Origin of the sequence: Sphingomonas morindae (assembly GCF_023822065.1) — a bacterium.
In the GTDB taxonomy this organism is placed as follows: Bacteria; Pseudomonadota; Alphaproteobacteria; order Sphingomonadales; family Sphingomonadaceae; genus Solisphingomonas; species Solisphingomonas morindae.
The window spans coordinates 1,257,478-1,273,449 of sequence record NZ_CP084930.1 but is presented as its reverse complement, the minus strand read 5'-3'; the positions used below and the strand labels follow the sequence as shown (position 1 = coordinate 1,273,449).

Sequence of the window (15,972 nt, the reverse complement as noted above, 5' to 3'; positions counted from 1 at the left end):
CGCATGAACGGGCTTTGGCGGCGGTCGCTTCGCGCGTCGCTGGCGCTTGCACCTCTGGTGGTGCTGGCCGGGTGCGGCCAGATCCTCGATCCGGCCGGGCCGATCGGCGCCGACGAGAAGAAGATCCTGGTGAACAGCCTGGCGGTCATGCTGCTGATCGTCGTCCCGACGATCATCGCGACGCTGGGTTTCGCCTGGTGGTTCCGCGCATCCAACACCAAGGCGCGCTACCTGCCCGATTTCGCCTATTCGGGCCGGGTCGAGGCGGTGGTCTGGTCCATCCCCATTCTGGTGATCCTCTTCCTCGGCGGCATGACCTGGATCAGCAGCCACGATCTCGATCCCGGCAAGCCGCTGCCCGCCAAGCCCGGCGTCCAGCCGCTGACGGTGCAGGTCGTGTCGCTCGACTGGAAATGGCTGTTCATCTACCCGGATCAGGGGATCGCCACGGTCAACCATCTGGTGGTGCCGGCGGGCACGCCGATCAATTTCCACATCACCTCGGCGAGCGTGATGAACGCCTTTTTCGTGCCGCGGCTGGGCTCGATGATCTATTCCATGAACGGGATGGACACCCAGCTCCACCTCCAGGCTGACAAGCCCGGGCGCTATTATGGCCGCTCGGCGCATTTCAGCGGCGATGGCTTCCCCGGCATGCAATTCTTTGTCGACGCGGTGCCGGCGGCGCAGTTCGGCGCCTGGGTGTCCGGCACCAAGGGCAAGGGCGAGGCGCTCAGCGCGCAGCGCTACTGGCAGCTGGCGCAGCAGAGCGCCGACAATCCGCCCATGTCCTTCGGGGCCGTCCAGCCACAACTTTTCAATGCGGTGCTCATGCAGAAAATACCTCCGGCGCCCGGACCCAAGCTCGGCGAGCCCGATCCGTCCGTCCGTCCGATGAGCGTCAGCCCGGTGGGGAGCGAAGGCGATGTTCGGTAAACTGACTTGGGCGGCGATCCCGATCCACAATCCGATCGACATGGTCGCCTCGGCGGGGATGATCCTCGCCGTGGTCGCCATCCTGCTCTGGGTGACCAAGGCGGGCTTCTGGCCCTATCTGTGGCGCGAATGGATCACCTCCGTCGATCACAAGCGGATCGGCGTGATGTACTGCCTGCTCGCGGCAGTGATGCTGCTGCGCGGCTTTGTCGACGCGCTGCTGATGCGCTCGCAGCAGGCGCTGGCCTATCGCGCCCCCGGCTTCCTTGAGCCCGAGCATTACGACCAGATCTTTTCGGCCCACGGGACGATCATGATCTTCTTCGTCGCCATGCCCTTCGTGATCGGCCTGATGAACTTCGTCATGCCGCTCCAGCTCGGCGTGCGCGATGTGGCCTTCCCGACGCTCAACTCGGTCAGCTTCTGGCTGACGGCGACGGGCGCGCTGCTCATCAACATCGCGCTGGTGGTCGGCGAATTCGCGCGGACCGGCTGGCTGCCCTATCCGCCGCTGTCGGAGCTGGCCTATTCGCCCGGCGTCGGCGTGGACTATTACAACTGGGCCTTGCAGATATCCGGCATAGGCACATTGATGTCCGGGATAAATCTCGTGACGACCGTGCTCAAGATGCGCGCGCCCGGCATGAGCTATCTGCGCATGCCCGTGTTCTGCTGGACGACGCTGGCGTCGAACCTGCTGATCGTCGCGGCCTTCCCGATCCTCACCGCGACGCTCGCGATGCTCAGCCTCGACCGTTACCTCGGCTTCCACTTCTTCACCAACGAAGCCGGCGGCAACATGATGATGTTCATGAACCTCATCTGGGCCTGGGGCCATCCCGAGGTGTATATCCTGGTGCTGCCCGCCTTCGGCGTCTTCTCCGAGGTGGTCTCCACCTTCTCGGGCAAGCCGCTGTTCGGCTATCGCTCGATGGTGCTCGCCACCATGGCGATCTGCATCCTCTCCTTCCTCGTCTGGCTGCACCATTTCTTCACCATGGGCGCCGGCGCGGACGTGAACGCGGTGTTCGGCATCGCCACCATGATCATCGCCGTGCCCACGGGCGTGAAGGTGTTCAACTGGCTCTTCACCATGTATGGCGGCCGGATCCGCTTCACCACGCCGATGCTGTGGTCGGTCGGGTTCATCTGCACCTTCATCATCGGCGGCATGACCGGCGTGCTGCTCGCCGTGCCGCCCGCCGATTTCGTGCTGCACAACTCGCTCTTCCTCGTCGCCCACTTCCACAATGTCATCATCGGCGGCGTGCTGTTTGGCGTGTTCGCGGGCTATACCTACTGGTTCCCCAAGGCCTTCGGCTTCACGCTCGACGAGACCTGGGGCAAGCGGGCCTTCTGGCTCTGGCTGGTGGGCTTCTATGTCGCCTTCATGCCGCTCTATGTGCTGGGCCTGCTCGGCATGACCCGGCGCATGCAGCGCTTCGACGTGGCCGAATGGCATCCCTGGACGCTGCTGGCGGGCGTCGGCGCGCTCATCATCGCCTGCGGCATCGCCTGCCAGATCATCCAGCTGGTGGTCTCGATCCGCACCCGCGACCAGCGTCGCGACCTGACCGGCGATCCCTGGGACGGCCGCAGCCTGGAATGGGCGACGCCCTCGCCCCCGCCCGCCTTCAACTTCGCCGTCATGTACAATGTGGAGGACGAGGAGGCCTATTGGGGCATCAAGCAGACCGCGCTCGACCAGCAGCGCCTGCACGCCGAGCCCGAATATGAGCCGATCGAGATGCCGCTCAACTCGCCCACCGGCTTCATCTGCGCCTTTTTCGCTACGATCTGCGGCTTCGCCCTGATCTGGCACATTTGGTGGCTGGTGATCGTCGGGCTGGTCGGCGCCTTCATCACCTTCATCGTCTTCGCCTGGCGCGATCACGACGAATATGAGGTGCCGGTGGAGGAGGTCGCCCGTATCGACCGCGCCCGCCGCGCCGCCCGCGAGAAATGGCTCTTTGCCGACCAGGAGCAGCCGGCATGATCGGACCGTCCGCCAACGCGCCCGCGTCGCGCGAATATAACAGCCATCGCCGGCGCGAGGAGGATCCCAACAAGCTTGGCCATCGCCATCGCGGCCATGGGCACGGCCATGGCCATGGCCATGGCGGCGGCGAGGCCACCGGCCATGGCGAGGGTGGCCCCGCGTCCAAGCGGATCATCGTCGGCTACGGCTTCTGGATCTTCCTGCTGTCCGACATCATCATGTTCTCCTCCTTCTTCGCCGCCTATGCGGTGCTGTCGGGGGCGACGGCGGGTGGCCCGTCGGGCGCGCAGATCTTCGACATTCCCTATGTCGGCGTGGAAACCGCGCTGCTGCTCGCCTCCAGCTTCGCCTGCGGCCTCGCGGCGATCGCGGCGGACCAGCGCAACATGATGTGGACGCAGATCGGGCTGCTCGTCACCGGGCTGTTCGGGCTCGGCTTCCTCGGCATGGAGGTGCATGAGTTCGGCAAGCTGGTGGCGGAGGGCAATGGCCCGTCGCGCTCGGCCTTCCTCTCGGCCTTCTTCACGCTGGTCGGCTGCCACGGCCTCCATGTCGCCACCGGCCTGCTCTGGCTGGCGACGATGATGGCGCAGATCTGGGCCAAGGGCTTCCGCGTCAACATCATGCGCCGGCTGCTCTGCTTCAACCTGTTCTGGCACGCGCTCGACATCATCTGGGTCGCCGTGTTCACGATCGTCTATCTCATGGGAGCCGCCTGATGTCCGCTGACATCCATGATTCCGCGCCGGGCGATCTTGCCCCGGGTGACGAGCATCACGGCCATTCCGGCGTCGGCGAAGGCATTCGCGGCTATGTGATCGGTCTGGTGCTGGCGACGGTGCTGACCATCGCCTCCTTCTATTTCGCCCAGAGCCGCGATGTCTGGGGGCCGAGCATTCCGGTGGCGCTGCTGGTGCTGGCGGTGGCGCAGATGGGCGTCCATCTCGCCTTCTTCCTCCACATCACCACCGGCCCTGACAACACCAACAACGTCATGGCGCTGGCCTTCGGCGTGCTGATCGTGCTGCTGGTGATCGTGGGCTCGATCTGGATCATGGCCCATCTCAACCAGAATATGACGCCGGGCGGCATGATGATGACGACCGACATCAAGAGCATGGCTATCCCCACCCAGCGCTGAGGCGCAGCGGGCGGACACGGAACGGGGCGGGGGCGCGCGCGGCGCCTCCGCCCCGTTTGCGTGTGCGTCAGGCCCGCCGCGTCAGGCCGGCGCGCGCGCCCGGCGCCAGCAGCCGGCCAAAGGCGATCCGCGCGCCGAACAGCACCGCCGCCGCGATCAGCATCAGCCCGCAATGGATAAGCCAGAAGCGCGCCGCCCCCATCGTCTCGTACAGGCCGCCGAGCCAGCCCACGATCAGATTGGCGGCGAACAGATAGAGATAATGGACGGCGATGATCGTGCCCCCGATCGCGCGCGGCGCGGCGCGGGAATAGAGCGCCAGGCCGACGGGAAAGACATTGGCGAAGCCGATATCGTTGAGCAGGTGGAAGGCGATCGCCCAGCCCAGGCTGGCGCGGTGTCCGCTCACCGAAAGCGCCGCGAGCAGCGCCGGCCCGGCGGCCGAGATCAGCGTGCCGATCGCCAGCTTGGTGATCTCCTGCGGCTCGGGGAAGCGCCGCGCCCAGAGCCGCCAGAAGCCCACCGACGCCGCCATGCAGCCGGTGGAGATGAAGGCGTCGAGCGAGATGAGCCAGGTGATCGGCATCGTCCGGCCGCCCAGGACGAGCTGGTAATGGCTCTCGCCCCAGATGAGATAGGCGTTGAAGATCTGCTGATTGCCCAGCGCCGCCAGCGCCAGCGCGGGGAGCAGCGCCACCAGCAGCGCGATCGTCCGCCGTTCCTCGCGGGCGAGCGGGGCCCGCGCCGCGACCCGGCCGGCACGGGGCGCGGGATCGGCGGGCAGCCAGCGGCGGCCGCCCAGATAGATGAGCAGCCCGATCAGCATGCCCACGCCGGCGGCACCGAAGCCCCAGTGCCAGCCCACGGTTTCGCCCAGCGTGCCGCAGACCAGCGGCGAGACGATCACCGCGATCTGGATGCCCAGCATATAGACCTGAAAGGCATCGGCGCGGCGAAGATCGTCCGGCGCGTAGAGATCGCCGACCTGGCTCGCGATATTGCCCTTGAAGCAGCCCACGCCGATCAGCAGGCACAGCAGCGCGGGCAGGAAGCTCGCCTCGAAGGCCATCAGGAAATGGCCCGCCGCCATCAGCAGGCCGCCCAGGGTCACCGCGCGGGTCTTGCCGATCACGCGATCCGCCAGCAGCCCGCCCGCGATCGGGGTGAGATAGACGAGCCCGGCATAGAGGCCGAAGATGTTGGAGGCGAGCGCGGCCGGCGAGAGCGGGCCATGCGCCGCCTCGAGCAGCCGCCGGAAGGGCGCGAAGCCCCAAACCTGCTCGACATGGCCGGCGAGCAGCAGATGCTGGGTCATGTAGAGGACCAGCAGCGCCTGCATGCCGTAATAGGAGAAACGCTCCCAGGCTTCGGAAAAGGAGAGAATGGCGAGGCCGCGCGGGTGCCCGAGAAAGCCGGTATCCGCCCGGCGCGCCTCTTCGCTCATTCCCCGAAATCCACCTTGTCATAATGGGCCGGCGGGCCGATCACCTCCATCCGCTCGGCCAGCAGCGGGCGGAAGCTGGGGCGGCTCTTGAGCCCTGAATACCATTGCTTGGTCTGATCGTGGCCGCGCCAGTCGATGCCGCCGAGATAATCCGCCACCGAGATATGCGCGGCGGCGGCGAGATCGGCGAGGCTCAGCACGGGGCCGCCCAGCCAGCGCCGGTGATCGAGCAGCCAGTCGACATAATCCATATGCGCATTGGCCTGGCGCATCGCGTCGCGCAGCGCCTTGGCGTCGGGCGAGGCGCGGTGGACGATGCGCTTGAGCATCCGCTCGTGCATCAGCGGCGCCACCACCTCGCCATAGAATTTCTCGTCGAACCAGGCGACGAGGCGGCGGATCTCGGCGCGGGCGGCGGCATCGCCCCCCAGCATCGGCGCCTTCTCGATCACCTCCTCGAAATATTCGCAGATCGCCGAGGAATCGCTCAGGGCGAGCGCGCCCTGCACCATGACGGGCGTCTGCCCGGCCGGATTGAGGTGGAGAAATTCGTCGCGCCGCTGCCAGGGCGATTCGCGGACCAGCTCGTAGCCGACTCCCTTTTCGCCGAGCATCAGCCGGACTTTGCGGGAAAAGGGGCAGAGCGGGAATTGGTAGAGTTGCCACATCGTCCCTGCGTCCTAGGCGGCGCGGGGGCGCGGGAAAAGAGGCGATCGGCCGGCCGGGGCGATGCCCGGCCGGCCGGCCCGTTTATTCGGCCGCCACCGCCGCCTCGGCATCGTTCAGCGGATGCGGCAGGCGCGTGACCATCTCCTTGGGGCAGACCTGCCAGAAGCGATCGCGCATATGCGCCCAGTCGGCGAGCAGCGTGTGCGCCCATTTGCTGTCGGTGCGGCGCGCATGCTCCTCCACCATCGCCTTGGCGACGCCTTCCCAATGGCGGGACGCGAAGCGCTGCCACAGGATCGAATCGCCATTGGCGTGGCGCTCGAAGCTGCCGTCCTCGTCGAGCACAAAGGCCATGCCGCCCGTCATGCCGGCGCCGAAATTCTCGCCGACCTTGCCGAGGATGACGGCGGTGCCCCCCGTCATATATTCGCAGCCATTGGCGCCGCAGCCTTCCACCACCACCGACGCGCCCGAGTTGCGCACCGCGAACCGCTCGCCCGCCTGGCCGGCGGCGAACAGCGCGCCGGCGGTGGCGCCGTACAGCACCGTGTTGCCGATGATGGCGTTGCGGCGCGAATCGAGCGGCGAGGAGACGGTGGGCCGCACCACCACGATGCCGCCGGACAGGCCCTTGCCGACATAGTCGTTGGCGTCGCCGAACACTTCCAGCGTCACGCCCTTGCAGAGAAAGGCGCCGAGCGACTGGCCGGCCGAGCCGCGCAGGCGGACATGGACATGGCCGTCGGCGAGGTGCCGCATCCCGAACTTGGCGGTGATGGCCGAGGAGAAGCGCGTGCCCACCGCCCGGTGCGTGTTGCGGACCGAATAGGTGAGCTGCATCTTCTCGCCGCGCTCGAACACGGCGCGCGCGTCCCGCAGCATCTGGGCATCGAGGCTGTCCGGCACCTCGTTGCGGAAGCTGTTGATCGCGAAGCGGCGGTGATGATCGGGCGCATCCACCTTGGCGAGGATGGGGTTGAGATCGAGATCGTCGAGATGCTCGGCGCCCCGGCTCACCTGGCGCAGCAATTCGGTGCGGCCGATGATCTCGTCGAGCGAGCGCACGCCCAGCCGGGCGAGGATCTCGCGCACCTCCTCGGCGATGAAGGTCATCAGGTTGATCACCTTTTCTGGCGTGCCGACGAACTTCTCGCGCAGCGCCGCATCCTGGGTGCAGACGCCCACCGGACAGGTGTTGGAATGGCATTGGCGCACCATGATGCAGCCCATCGCCACCAGGCTGAGCGTGCCGATGCCGAACTCCTCCGCGCCGAGGATCGCCGCGATCACGATGTCGCGGCCGGTCTTGAGGCCGCCATCGGTGCGCAGCTTCACCCGGTGGCGCAGCCCGTTGAGGGTGAGCACCTGGTTGACCTCGGTAAGCCCCATCTCCCACGGCGTGCCGGCATATTTGATGCTCGTCTGCGGCGAGGCGCCGGTGCCGCCGACATGGCCCGCCACGAGGATGGCATCGGCATGCGCCTTGGCCACGCCCGCCGCCACCGTGCCGATCCCGGCCGAGGAGACGAGCTTCACGCACACCCGCGCGCGCGGATTGATCTGCTTCAGATCGTAGATGAGCTGCGCGAGATCCTCGATCGAGTAGATGTCGTGGTGCGGCGGCGGCGAGATCAGCGTCACGCCCGGGGTGGAGTGGCGCAGCCGGGCGATGAATTCGGTCACCTTGAAGCCGGGCAGCTGCCCGCCCTCGCCGGGCTTGGCGCCCTGCGCCACCTTGATCTCCAGCTCCTCGGCCGAGCCGAGATATTCGGCGGTGACGCCGAACCGGCCCGAGGCGACCTGCTTGATCACCGAATTGGCGTTGTCGCCATTCTCATAGGGCTGGTAGCGCGAGACATCCTCGCCGCCTTCGCCCGACACCGCCTTGGCGCCGATCCGGTTCATCGCGATCGCCAGCGTTTCGTGCGCCTCGGGGCTCAGCGCGCCCAGCGACATGCCGGGCGTGACGAAGCGCTTGCGGATCTCGGTGATCGCCTCCACCTCGTCAATCGGGATCGCCTCGCGCGCCCAGTTGAACTCCAGCAGATCGCGCAGATAGATGGGCGGCAGATCGCGGACGCCTCGCGAGAATTGCAGATAGGTGGAATAGCTGTCGGTCGCGACCGCGCTTTGCAGCAGATGCATGAGCTGCGCCGAATAGGCATGGCCCTCGCCGCCGCTGCGCTGCCGGTAGAATCCGCCCACGGGCAGCGTGGCGACCTGGCTGTCCCAGGCCTTTTCGTGCCGGATCAGCGCATTGAGCTGGAGCGACGCATAGCCTTCGCCCGAGATCTTGGCGGGCATGCCGGGGAAGAGATCATTGACCAGCGCGCGGCTGAGGCCGACCGCCTCGAAATTATAGCCGCCGCGATAGGAGGAGATCACCGCGATCCCCATCTTGGCCATGATCTTCAGCAGCCCGTCGTCGATCGCCTTGCGGTAGCGGGCGATGCACTCGTCGAGGCTGCGCGTGCCGAACAGGCCGCGCGCCTGGCGATCGGCGATCGCGGCCTCGGCGAGATAGGCGTTCACCGTGGTCGCGCCCACGCCGATCAGCACCGCGAAATAATGCGTGTCGAGGCATTCCGACGAGCGCACGTTGATCGAGGCGTAGGAGCGCAGCCCCTTGCGCACGAGATGGGTGTGCACCGCGGCGGCGGCGATCACCATCTGGATGGCGACGCGCTCGCCATCCACCGCCTCGTCGGTGAGGAACAGCTCGGACCGGCCCTCGCGCACCGCCTGCTCGGCCTTGCGGCGGATCTCGGCGATCGCGGTCTTGAGCGCGTCGGCGCCGCCCTCGGCGGGGAAGGTGCAGTCGATCTCGGCCGAGGTGGCGCCGAAATGCGCCTTCAGCGTCGCCCATTCGGGCGCGGTCAGCACCGGCGAGGGCAGCACCAGGATATTGGGCTGGGGCGCCTCGGCATCGAGGATGTTCCCGAGATTGCCGAAGCGCGTGGCGAGGCTCATCACCCGCGTCTCGCGCAGCGAATCGATCGGCGGGTTCGTCACCTGGCTGAAATTCTGCCGGAAGAACTGGCTGATGACGCGCGGCTTGTCGGAGATGACGGCGAGCGGCGTATCGTCGCCCATCGAGCCGATCGCCTCCTTGGCATCCTCCACGCAGGGCGCGAGGATCAGCTCCATATCCTCCAGCGTCTGCCCGGCGGCGACCTGGCGGCGGATCAGCTCGGCGCGGCCATAATCGGGAAAGCCCGCGCCCTCGGGCACGGGGAGATCGGACAATGCCTTGAAGTCTTTGATGTACTCGCCGAAGGGATGGGCCGCGGCGAGGCGGTCCTTCAGCTCGCCATCGTCGAACAGCCGGCCTTCGTCCATATCGACCGCGATCATCTGGCCCGGGCCGATCCGGCCCTTGGCGATCACCGTCGATTCCGGCACCACCACCATGCCCGTCTCCGAGCCGACGATGAGCAGATTGTCGGCGGTGAGCGTGGTGCGCAGCGGCCGCAGCGCGTTGCGATCGACCCCGGCGACCACCCAGCGGCCGTCGGTCATCGCCAGCGCGGCCGGCCCGTCCCACGGCTCCATCACCGAGGCGTAATAGGCGTACATGTCGCGATGCGGCTGGGGCAGATCGGTGGCGTTCTGCCAGGCCTCGGGCACCAGCATCAGCTTGGCGGTGGGCGCGTCGCGCCCCGCGCGGCAGATCGCCTCGAACACCGCGTCCAGCGCCGCCGTATCGGACGCGCCCGCCGGGATCAGCGGCTTGATATCTTCCGAATGCTCGCCAAAGGCGATCGCCGCCATCTTGATCTCGTGGCTCTTCATCCAGTTCCGGTTGCCGCGGATGGTGTTGATCTCGCCATTGTGCGCGAGCGTGCGGAACGGCTGGGCCAGCCACCATTGCGGGAAGGTGTTGGTGGAATAGCGCTGGTGGAAGATGGCGAAGCGGCTGACGAAGCGATCGTCCTGCAGATCGGGATAGAAGACCGACAATTCCTCGGCGAGGAACAGCCCCTTGTAGATGATCGAGCGGCACGAGAGCGAGCAGACGTAGAAGCCCTGGATCTGTGCCTCGATCACACGCCGCTCGATGCGGCGGCGGATGAGATAGAGATTCTTCTCGAACTCGGCCGCGTCCTGCGCCTCGGGGCGGGGGCCCTGGATCATGATCTGCTCGATCTCGGGGCGCGTCAGCATCGCCTTGTCGCCGATCACCGCCACATCCACCGGCACCTGGCGCCAGCCATAGATGGTGTAGCCGAAATCGATGATCTCGCTCTCCACGATCGAGCGGCAGGTCTCCTGCGCGCTGAGATCGGTGCGCGGCAGGAACATCATGCCCACGGCGAGCCGGCCCGGACCGGGCTTGTGGCCGCCATTCTCGATCGCGTCGTCGAAGAAGCTGACCGGCAGCTCGACATGGATGCCGGCGCCGTCGCCGGTCTTGCCATCGGCATCCACGGCGCCGCGATGCCACACCGCCTTCAGCGCGTCGATCGCGGCGGCGACGACGCGGCGCGACGGCTGGCCATCGACCGCGGCGACGAGGCCGACGCCGCAGGCATCGCCTTCATAGTCCGGCCGGTACATGCCCTGTTCGGCAAGCCGGCGATGCTCGGGGGTGGGAAAGTCGGTCACTTCTTCTCTCCTGGGCGCGCGACGCCGGGCGCGGGCGTGCGGGCCTCCTCGGGATGGCTGGCGGCCCAATCGCGCAGGATCTGCGCGACTTCGGCCTGGAAGGCGGTCTGTTGCGGGCGCATCGCGGCGATCGTGATCGGCACCGTCTCGGCGGCGATCGCCGGCGTCGCCGCGCGAAACCGCGCCATGGCGGGATCGGCCATCAGCGCGGCGACGCGACGCAGATCGGCGGCGCTCATGTGGCGGGCATAGACGGCGGCGATCGCGTCCAGCATCGCCGGGGTGAAGGCGGTGTCGATGCTGCCGATGAAGCGCGTGGTGGCGGCATCCAGCTGGCTGCGGAGCGCCGCCGGCATGGTGGCGCCGTAGCGCTGGTGGATCATGTCCAGCATCGGCCCGGCGAGGCGCGGCATGATCTGCCGCATCTGGCCCCGCACGTCCGTGGCCGCGATCAGCGCACGCGCGGCGGCGAGCGTCTCGGCGTCAGGCTGGGCGGAGGCGGGCTGAGTGGGCACGGGCTGGGCACCTGCCGGCGCCACCGCCAGCAGCAGCGCCGCCAGACCGGCGGGAAGGGCGCGCGCGCCGCCGATCACGCCGCCACCGCCGCGGCGGGCGCCGCCTTGGCCTTGGCCTTGTCCTTGAGCCAGGTGTGCATCCGCTCGGCCACGTCGCGCCCATCGCGCACCGCCCACACCACCAGCGAGGCGCCGCGCACGATATCGCCGGCGGCGAAGACGCCCGGCAGCGAGGTCTGCATGGTGCGGTGATCGACGCGCAGCGTTCCCCAGCGCGTCACCGAAAGCTCGGGCGTGGCGAACAGCTGGGGCAGATCCTCCGGATCGAAGCCCAGCGCCTGGATCACCAGATCGGCGTCGAGCCGGAAGTCGCTGCCCGGATCGATCTCGGGCGCGCGTCGGCCCGAGGCATCGGCGGCGCCGAGCCGCATGCGCGACGCGCGGACCGCGCGCACGCCCGCCTCGCCATCAAAGGCGTCGGGCGCGGACAGCCAGACGAACTCCACGCCTTCTTCCTCGGCATTGGCCACCTCGCGCTGCGACCCGGGCATGTTGGCGCGATCGCGGCGGTAGAGGCACTGGACCGAGGTGGCGCCCTGGCGGACGGCGGTGCGCACGCAATCCATCGCGGTATCGCCGCCGCCGATCACCACCACCTTCTTGCCCGCCGCGTTGAGCGTGCCATCGTCCCATGCCGGCACCGCGTCGCCCAGCCCCTTGCGGTTGGAGGCGATCAGATAGTCCAGCGCCTTGACGATGCCCGGCTGGCCCACGCCCGGGGCGCGGATGGCGCGGGCCTTATAGACGCCGGTGGCGACGAGCAGCGCATCGTGGCGCGCACGCAGCGTCTCGAACGGCAGGGCGCCGCCGATATCGGCGCCGAGATGGAAGTGGATGCCGCTGTCCGCCAGGCGCTGGTAGCGCCGCGTGACGATCTCCTTCTCCAGCTTGAAGCCGGGAATGCCATAGACGAGCAGGCCGCCGGCGCGATCGTGCCGGTCATAGACGTGCACGTCATAGCCATGGCCGCGCAGATATTCGGCGGCGGTGAGGCCGGCGGGGCCTGCGCCGATGATGCCGACCGACTGGCCCGAGCGATCCCGCACCGGCCGCACCGGCTCCACCCAGCCCTGTTCCCAGGCGGTATCGGTGATGAACTTCTCGATCGAGCCGATGGTGACCGCGCCATGGCCAGAAAACTCGATGACGCAATTGCCCTCGCACAGCCGGTCCTGCGGGCAGATGCGGCCGCAAATCTCGGGCATGGTCGAGGTGGCGGTCGACAGCTCATAGGCTTCGCGCAGCCGCCCCTCGGCGGTGAGGCGCAGCCAATCGGGGATATGGTTGTGCAGCGGGCAATGGGTGGCGCAATAGGGCACGCCGCATTGCGAGCATCGGCCCGCCTGCTCCTCCGCCTTGGCGGCGGCGAAGCCACGCGCGATCTCCGCGAAATCCTCGATCCGCGCCGGTGCCGCCCGCTTCTCGGGATAGGCCTGACCGGTATTCACGAATTTGAGCATGGGGCTGTCGGCCATCGTCGATCCTCCGTCGACGATGGAAAAGCATGTCTTCGCCCGCGAGTCACGCAATGAAAGCGGCTTAGGTCAGCAGCGCTTCCTCATTACGCCGCACGTGATACCATTTTCATCGTCCGACACGGTCTGAGAACGATTATTAGTCCAATTCCGGACCTATCGCATCAGCCAGGCCAAAGCGGCGGCGCCGGCGATGATCCGGTACCAGGCAAAAGGCGCGAAGCCGTGCCGCGAGACAAAGCCGACAAAGGCGCGCACCACGACCAGCGCCACGATGAAGGAGACGAAGAAGCCGATCGCGATCTCGGGCCAGCCGACGCCGCCCTCGCCGCCCACCGACACGCCGCCCTTGGCCAGTTCGAGCACGGTCGCGCCGAGCATGGTGGGGATGGCGAGGAAGAAGCTGAACTCCGCCGCCGTGCGTCGCTCCACGCCCAGCGAGAGCGCGCCGAGGATGGTGGCGCCCGAGCGGCTCACGCCCGGGATCATCGCGAGGCATTGGATAAAGCCGATGCCGAGCGTGGTGCCCGCGGGCACGTCCGCCACGCCATGCATCCGCCCGGGCTTGACCAGCCGCTCGATCAGCAGGATCGCGATGCCGCCCAGGATCAGCGCCCAGCAGACGAGGATCGGCTTGGTCAGCAGCGCCTCGATCTTCTTGTGCAGCGCGAGCCCGATCACCGCCGCCGGCAGGAAGGCGAGGAGGATGTTGCGCACGAAGCGCCAGGCGCCGGGGCTGCGCTTGGCCAGCCCCATCAGCACCGCCCAGAAGGTGCGCCAGTAGAGCACCACGATCGCCAGGATCGCGCCCAGCTGGATCACGATGTCGAACGTGGCCCAGCGGCTGTCGTCATAGCCGAGCAGCGCCCCCGCCAGGATGAGATGGCCGGTGGACGAAACAGGAAGGAATTCGGTCACCCCCTCGACGATGCCGAGCAGGATGGGTTGAAGGATCATCATGCCGGCGGCACCTTTGCGCGGAAGAGGAGGATCAGGCGGTCTTGCGCTGCGCGCCGAAGCGGCCGAGCCGGCGATATTTCACCAGCCAGCCTTCCGCCACGGCTTCGAGCGGGGTCGCGTCGAGGCCGAAGGCGGCGAGCCCCTCGGCGCCAGGCGCGGGCACATTATCCTGCGAAAGCATCTGCCACTGATCCTGGGTGAGCGGCGCCCCCGGCAGGAAGCCGAGCTTGGCGAGGCCCGCGCCCATGCCGTCGGGCAGCTCCACGAAATGGGTCTTGCGGCCAATGATGCGCGCGATCAGGCGGTTGAGTTCGGCCATGCTGAGCGTGGCGGGGCCGCCAATCTCATAGGTCCTGCCGGCGTGGCGGCCCGGATCCGAGGCGGCGGCGGCGATCGCCCGGCCGAGATCGCCCGCGAAGACCGGCTGGAAGCGCGTCGCCCCGGCGAGCACCGGCACCACCGGGCTCAGCTGCATCATGCGCGCGAAGCGGTTGGTGAGCGCATCCTCGGGACCGAACACCAGCGAAGGCCGGATGATGGTGGCGCCGGGAAAGGCGTGGGCCACCGCCGCCTCGCCCGCCGCCTTGGTGCGGCCATAGGCCGAAGGCGAGGCGGAATCGGCGCCGATCGCCGAGACATGGACGAGCGCGCGCGCGCCCGCGGCATGCGCCGCCTCGGCGACGGTGCGCGCGCCATCGACATGGACCCGCTCGAACGGCCCCGACAGCACGCCGACCAGGTTCACCACCGCATCGCTCTCGCGCACGGCGCGGGCGATCGTATCGGGCTTGGTGAGATCGCCCGCGATGAATTGCAGCTGGCCGAGATTGCCCTGCGGCCGGAGATAGAAAGCACGATGCGGATTGCGCGAGACAATGCGCACCCGCGCATCCGCCCGCAGCAGCGCCTGGGCGACATAGCGGCCGATAAAGCCGCTGCCGCCGATCAGCGTGACCAGTTGCGCCATGGCACCATTTCCTCGTTCTCGATCGGACAAAGCTCGCCGCAGCCTTGCCTTCCCGCGCCGCCGAAGACAAGCGGCGCCGCCCATTTGCGCCCCGGCTTCGTTTTGCGTTGACAGGTCGCGCGCATGGCGGCTATCGGCGCGCTTCCCGAGCACCTGCCCAGGTGGCGGAATTGGTAGACGCGCTGGCTTCAGGTGCCAGTGGCCGCAAGGCCGTGAAGGTTCGAGTCCTTTCCTGGGCACCAGCATCTGTCGCTAAGATGCTGCTTTGTACGGATGGTTCTACCGCCATCCGCGGCGTGATCCGGCCAATGGCGCGGGACGCGTCCGCCGTGCGCCGGCTTTTTCCGCAGTCAATATGCAAAAGCGGCCCGGGACGGGCCCGAACCGCTTCCGTTTTGACCAAATAGGGTCGCTTTCAGTGCCGAATGATCGCCTTTTCGCACAGATCCGCGATCTGTCGGCGCTTGGCGACGCGCTCTTGATGGCGCTGACGCAGCTGTTCCAGGCACGTGCCGTCCGCCTGCACGGCGGCAGTGGCCGCCGGTTCGGCGGCGGAGAAGAAGATTGGCCGCTCGGAATTCATGATTCGCCCTCCGGTCGGAGCCCCGCCCGGGTACCGACCATCTGCTAAAACGAGCGAATTCTCAAATGGTTGCACCAAAATGGTGCAAATCGTCACAGGCTCGCCAAGGCGCATAGCTCCGCCGCGCTGATGCCGTAGGTGTCGCAGATATGATCGCGCAGGCGGCGCTTGGCGGCGGCCATTTCCTGATAGGCCTCTTCCTCGCGGCCCTCGGCGGCGGCGTTGATGGTGGTGGCGTCGGGCACCAGCTCGCCCCAGGCGAGGCGGTGGCGGCGCGCCGTTTCGCGCACATCGGCGACAAGGCGCCGGCCGGGATCGGTTTCGATCATCCCCCACCAACGCGAGGCACGGCATCGCGTTTCCTGTCGCCGCCGTGGAACCCCGATTGCCCCCGGCCTTTAAGGCAGGTCGGGAGAGAGGATTGGTCGATGGCTTTTGACCCGATCGGATGGACGCCCCCCGAAGAGCCGAAACGGCGCCGGCGCGGGCTGATGCTGCGGCCGGATCAGCGCGCGATCGCCGGGGTCATGCTGTCGGTGGTGCTCGGCCTCATCGCGGCGCCGCTGGCGATCGCGGCGCTGGTGTGGCTGACGATCGGCCTGCTGCGCTGACCGGCGA

Annotated in this window: 15 protein-coding genes and 1 tRNA gene; 7 read left to right on the top strand and 9 right to left on the bottom strand. The window is 67.8% G+C overall.

The window, feature by feature from the left end:
* The first annotated feature begins 3 nt into the window (after nucleotides 1-3).
* Genes cyoA through cyoD form a run of 4 tightly spaced genes read left to right on the top strand, consistent with a single transcriptional unit; the run spans nucleotide 4 to nucleotide 4,076 of the window.
* A complete protein-coding gene (gene cyoA / locus LHA26_RS06240; protein WP_252167864.1) occupies nucleotides 4-936 on the top strand; it encodes a ubiquinol oxidase subunit II in 933 nt (310 codons plus the stop codon).
* Complete coding sequence (gene cyoB / locus LHA26_RS06235; RefSeq protein ID WP_252167863.1) at nucleotides 926-2,932, top strand: cytochrome o ubiquinol oxidase subunit I; 2,007 nt, start codon at nucleotides 926-928, stop codon at nucleotides 2,930-2,932. The genes cyoA and cyoB overlap by 11 nt, the downstream gene beginning before the upstream one ends.
* Nucleotides 2,929-3,654: a cytochrome o ubiquinol oxidase subunit III gene (cyoC, locus tag LHA26_RS06230; RefSeq protein ID WP_252167862.1), complete on the top strand. Its 726-nt coding sequence runs from the start codon at nucleotides 2,929-2,931 to the stop codon at nucleotides 3,652-3,654. Before cyoB ends, cyoC begins: the two co-directional genes overlap by 4 nt.
* Complete coding sequence (gene cyoD, locus LHA26_RS06225) at nucleotides 3,654-4,076, top strand: cytochrome o ubiquinol oxidase subunit IV (protein WP_252167861.1); 423 nt, start codon at nucleotides 3,654-3,656, stop codon at nucleotides 4,074-4,076. The genes cyoC and cyoD overlap by 1 nt, the downstream gene beginning before the upstream one ends.
* A gap of 67 nt (nucleotides 4,077-4,143) precedes the next feature.
* On the opposite strand, the gene LHA26_RS06220 is transcribed toward cyoD, so the two are convergent.
* The 5 genes from LHA26_RS06220 to LHA26_RS06200 form a co-directional block, all read right to left on the bottom strand.
* Complete coding sequence (locus tag LHA26_RS06220; protein WP_252167860.1) at nucleotides 4,144-5,520, bottom strand: peptide MFS transporter; 1,377 nt, start codon at nucleotides 5,518-5,520, stop codon at nucleotides 4,144-4,146.
* Nucleotides 5,517-6,188 (bottom strand): glutathione S-transferase family protein, encoded by a 672-nt coding sequence (locus LHA26_RS06215; protein WP_252167859.1) that lies wholly within the window; start codon nucleotides 6,186-6,188, stop codon nucleotides 5,517-5,519. Before LHA26_RS06215 ends, LHA26_RS06220 begins: the two co-directional genes overlap by 4 nt.
* 82 nt (nucleotides 6,189-6,270) lie before the next feature.
* Nucleotides 6,271-10,746 carry a glutamate synthase large subunit gene (gltB, locus tag LHA26_RS06210; RefSeq protein ID WP_252168305.1) on the bottom strand — a complete coding sequence of 1,492 codons (4,476 nt, stop codon included), beginning with the start codon at nucleotides 10,744-10,746 and terminating at the stop codon, nucleotides 6,271-6,273.
* 44 nt (nucleotides 10,747-10,790) lie between these two features.
* Nucleotides 10,791-11,387 (bottom strand): DUF2059 domain-containing protein, encoded by a 597-nt coding sequence (locus LHA26_RS06205; RefSeq protein WP_252167858.1) that lies wholly within the window; start codon nucleotides 11,385-11,387, stop codon nucleotides 10,791-10,793.
* Nucleotides 11,384-12,844 (bottom strand): NAD(P)-dependent oxidoreductase, encoded by a 1,461-nt coding sequence (locus tag LHA26_RS06200; protein ID WP_252167857.1) that lies wholly within the window; start codon nucleotides 12,842-12,844, stop codon nucleotides 11,384-11,386. The genes LHA26_RS06205 and LHA26_RS06200 overlap by 4 nt, the downstream gene beginning before the upstream one ends.
* Here LHA26_RS06200 and LHA26_RS06195 point away from each other — a divergent pair.
* Nucleotides 12,828-12,974 carry a hypothetical protein gene (locus LHA26_RS06195; protein ID WP_252167856.1) on the top strand — a complete coding sequence of 49 codons (147 nt, stop codon included), beginning with the start codon at nucleotides 12,828-12,830 and terminating at the stop codon, nucleotides 12,972-12,974. The genes LHA26_RS06200 and LHA26_RS06195 overlap by 17 nt on opposite strands.
* A gap of 26 nt (nucleotides 12,975-13,000) precedes the next feature.
* On the opposite strand, the gene LHA26_RS06190 is transcribed toward LHA26_RS06195, so the two are convergent.
* Together LHA26_RS06190 and LHA26_RS06185 are read right to left on the bottom strand one after the other, a co-directional pair.
* Entirely contained in the window at nucleotides 13,001-13,804 is an 804-nt protein-coding gene (locus tag LHA26_RS06190) for an undecaprenyl-diphosphate phosphatase (RefSeq protein ID WP_252167855.1), read from the bottom strand.
* 31 nt (nucleotides 13,805-13,835) lie between these two features.
* Nucleotides 13,836-14,771: a complex I NDUFA9 subunit family protein gene (locus LHA26_RS06185; RefSeq protein WP_252167854.1), complete on the bottom strand. Its 936-nt coding sequence runs from the start codon at nucleotides 14,769-14,771 to the stop codon at nucleotides 13,836-13,838.
* A 155-nt stretch (nucleotides 14,772-14,926) separates the two neighbouring features.
* Here LHA26_RS06185 and LHA26_RS06180 point away from each other — a divergent pair.
* Nucleotides 14,927-15,013, top strand: a tRNA-Leu gene (locus LHA26_RS06180).
* Nucleotides 15,014-15,186: 173 nt separating this feature from the next.
* On the opposite strand, the gene LHA26_RS06175 is transcribed toward LHA26_RS06180, so the two are convergent.
* Complete coding sequence (locus LHA26_RS06175) at nucleotides 15,187-15,354, bottom strand: hypothetical protein (protein WP_252167853.1); 168 nt, start codon at nucleotides 15,352-15,354, stop codon at nucleotides 15,187-15,189.
* Between the two features lie 92 nt (nucleotides 15,355-15,446).
* On the bottom strand, nucleotides 15,447-15,683 hold the full coding sequence (locus tag LHA26_RS06170) for a hypothetical protein (protein WP_252167852.1): 237 nt from the start codon (nucleotides 15,681-15,683) through the stop codon (nucleotides 15,447-15,449).
* Between the two features lie 99 nt (nucleotides 15,684-15,782).
* On the opposite strand from LHA26_RS06170, the gene LHA26_RS06165 reads away from it, so the two are divergent.
* Nucleotides 15,783-15,965 (top strand): hypothetical protein, encoded by a 183-nt coding sequence (locus tag LHA26_RS06165; RefSeq protein ID WP_252167851.1) that lies wholly within the window; start codon nucleotides 15,783-15,785, stop codon nucleotides 15,963-15,965.
* Nucleotides 15,966-15,972: the final 7 nt, after the last annotated feature.

Excerpts from the sequence above, each read along its gene's own strand:
- cyoA (WP_252167864.1), top strand. The coding sequence starts at position 4 with ATGAACGGGCTTTGGCGGCGGTCGCTTCGCGCGTCGCTGGCGCTTGCA.
- cyoB (WP_252167863.1), top strand. The coding sequence starts at position 926 with ATGTTCGGTAAACTGACTTGGGCGGCGATCCCGATCCACAATCCGATC.
- cyoC (WP_252167862.1), top strand. The coding sequence starts at position 2,929 with ATGATCGGACCGTCCGCCAACGCGCCCGCGTCGCGCGAATATAACAGC.
- cyoD (WP_252167861.1), top strand. The coding sequence starts at position 3,654 with ATGTCCGCTGACATCCATGATTCCGCGCCGGGCGATCTTGCCCCGGGT.
- LHA26_RS06220 (WP_252167860.1), bottom strand. The coding sequence starts at position 5,520 with ATGAGCGAAGAGGCGCGCCGGGCGGATACCGGCTTTCTCGGGCACCCG.
- LHA26_RS06215 (WP_252167859.1), bottom strand. The coding sequence starts at position 6,188 with ATGTGGCAACTCTACCAATTCCCGCTCTGCCCCTTTTCCCGCAAAGTC.
- gltB (WP_252168305.1), bottom strand. The coding sequence starts at position 10,746 with ATGTACCGGCCGGACTATGAAGGCGATGCCTGCGGCGTCGGCCTCGTC.
- LHA26_RS06195 (WP_252167856.1), top strand. The coding sequence starts at position 12,828 with ATGGGGCTGTCGGCCATCGTCGATCCTCCGTCGACGATGGAAAAGCAT.
- LHA26_RS06200 (WP_252167857.1), bottom strand. The coding sequence starts at position 12,844 with ATGGCCGACAGCCCCATGCTCAAATTCGTGAATACCGGTCAGGCCTAT.
- LHA26_RS06190 (WP_252167855.1), bottom strand. The coding sequence starts at position 13,804 with ATGATGATCCTTCAACCCATCCTGCTCGGCATCGTCGAGGGGGTGACC.
- LHA26_RS06185 (WP_252167854.1), bottom strand. The coding sequence starts at position 14,771 with ATGGCGCAACTGGTCACGCTGATCGGCGGCAGCGGCTTTATCGGCCGC.
- LHA26_RS06175 (WP_252167853.1), bottom strand. The coding sequence starts at position 15,354 with ATGAATTCCGAGCGGCCAATCTTCTTCTCCGCCGCCGAACCGGCGGCC.
- LHA26_RS06170 (WP_252167852.1), bottom strand. The coding sequence starts at position 15,683 with ATGATCGAAACCGATCCCGGCCGGCGCCTTGTCGCCGATGTGCGCGAA.
- LHA26_RS06165 (WP_252167851.1), top strand. The coding sequence starts at position 15,783 with ATGGCTTTTGACCCGATCGGATGGACGCCCCCCGAAGAGCCGAAACGG.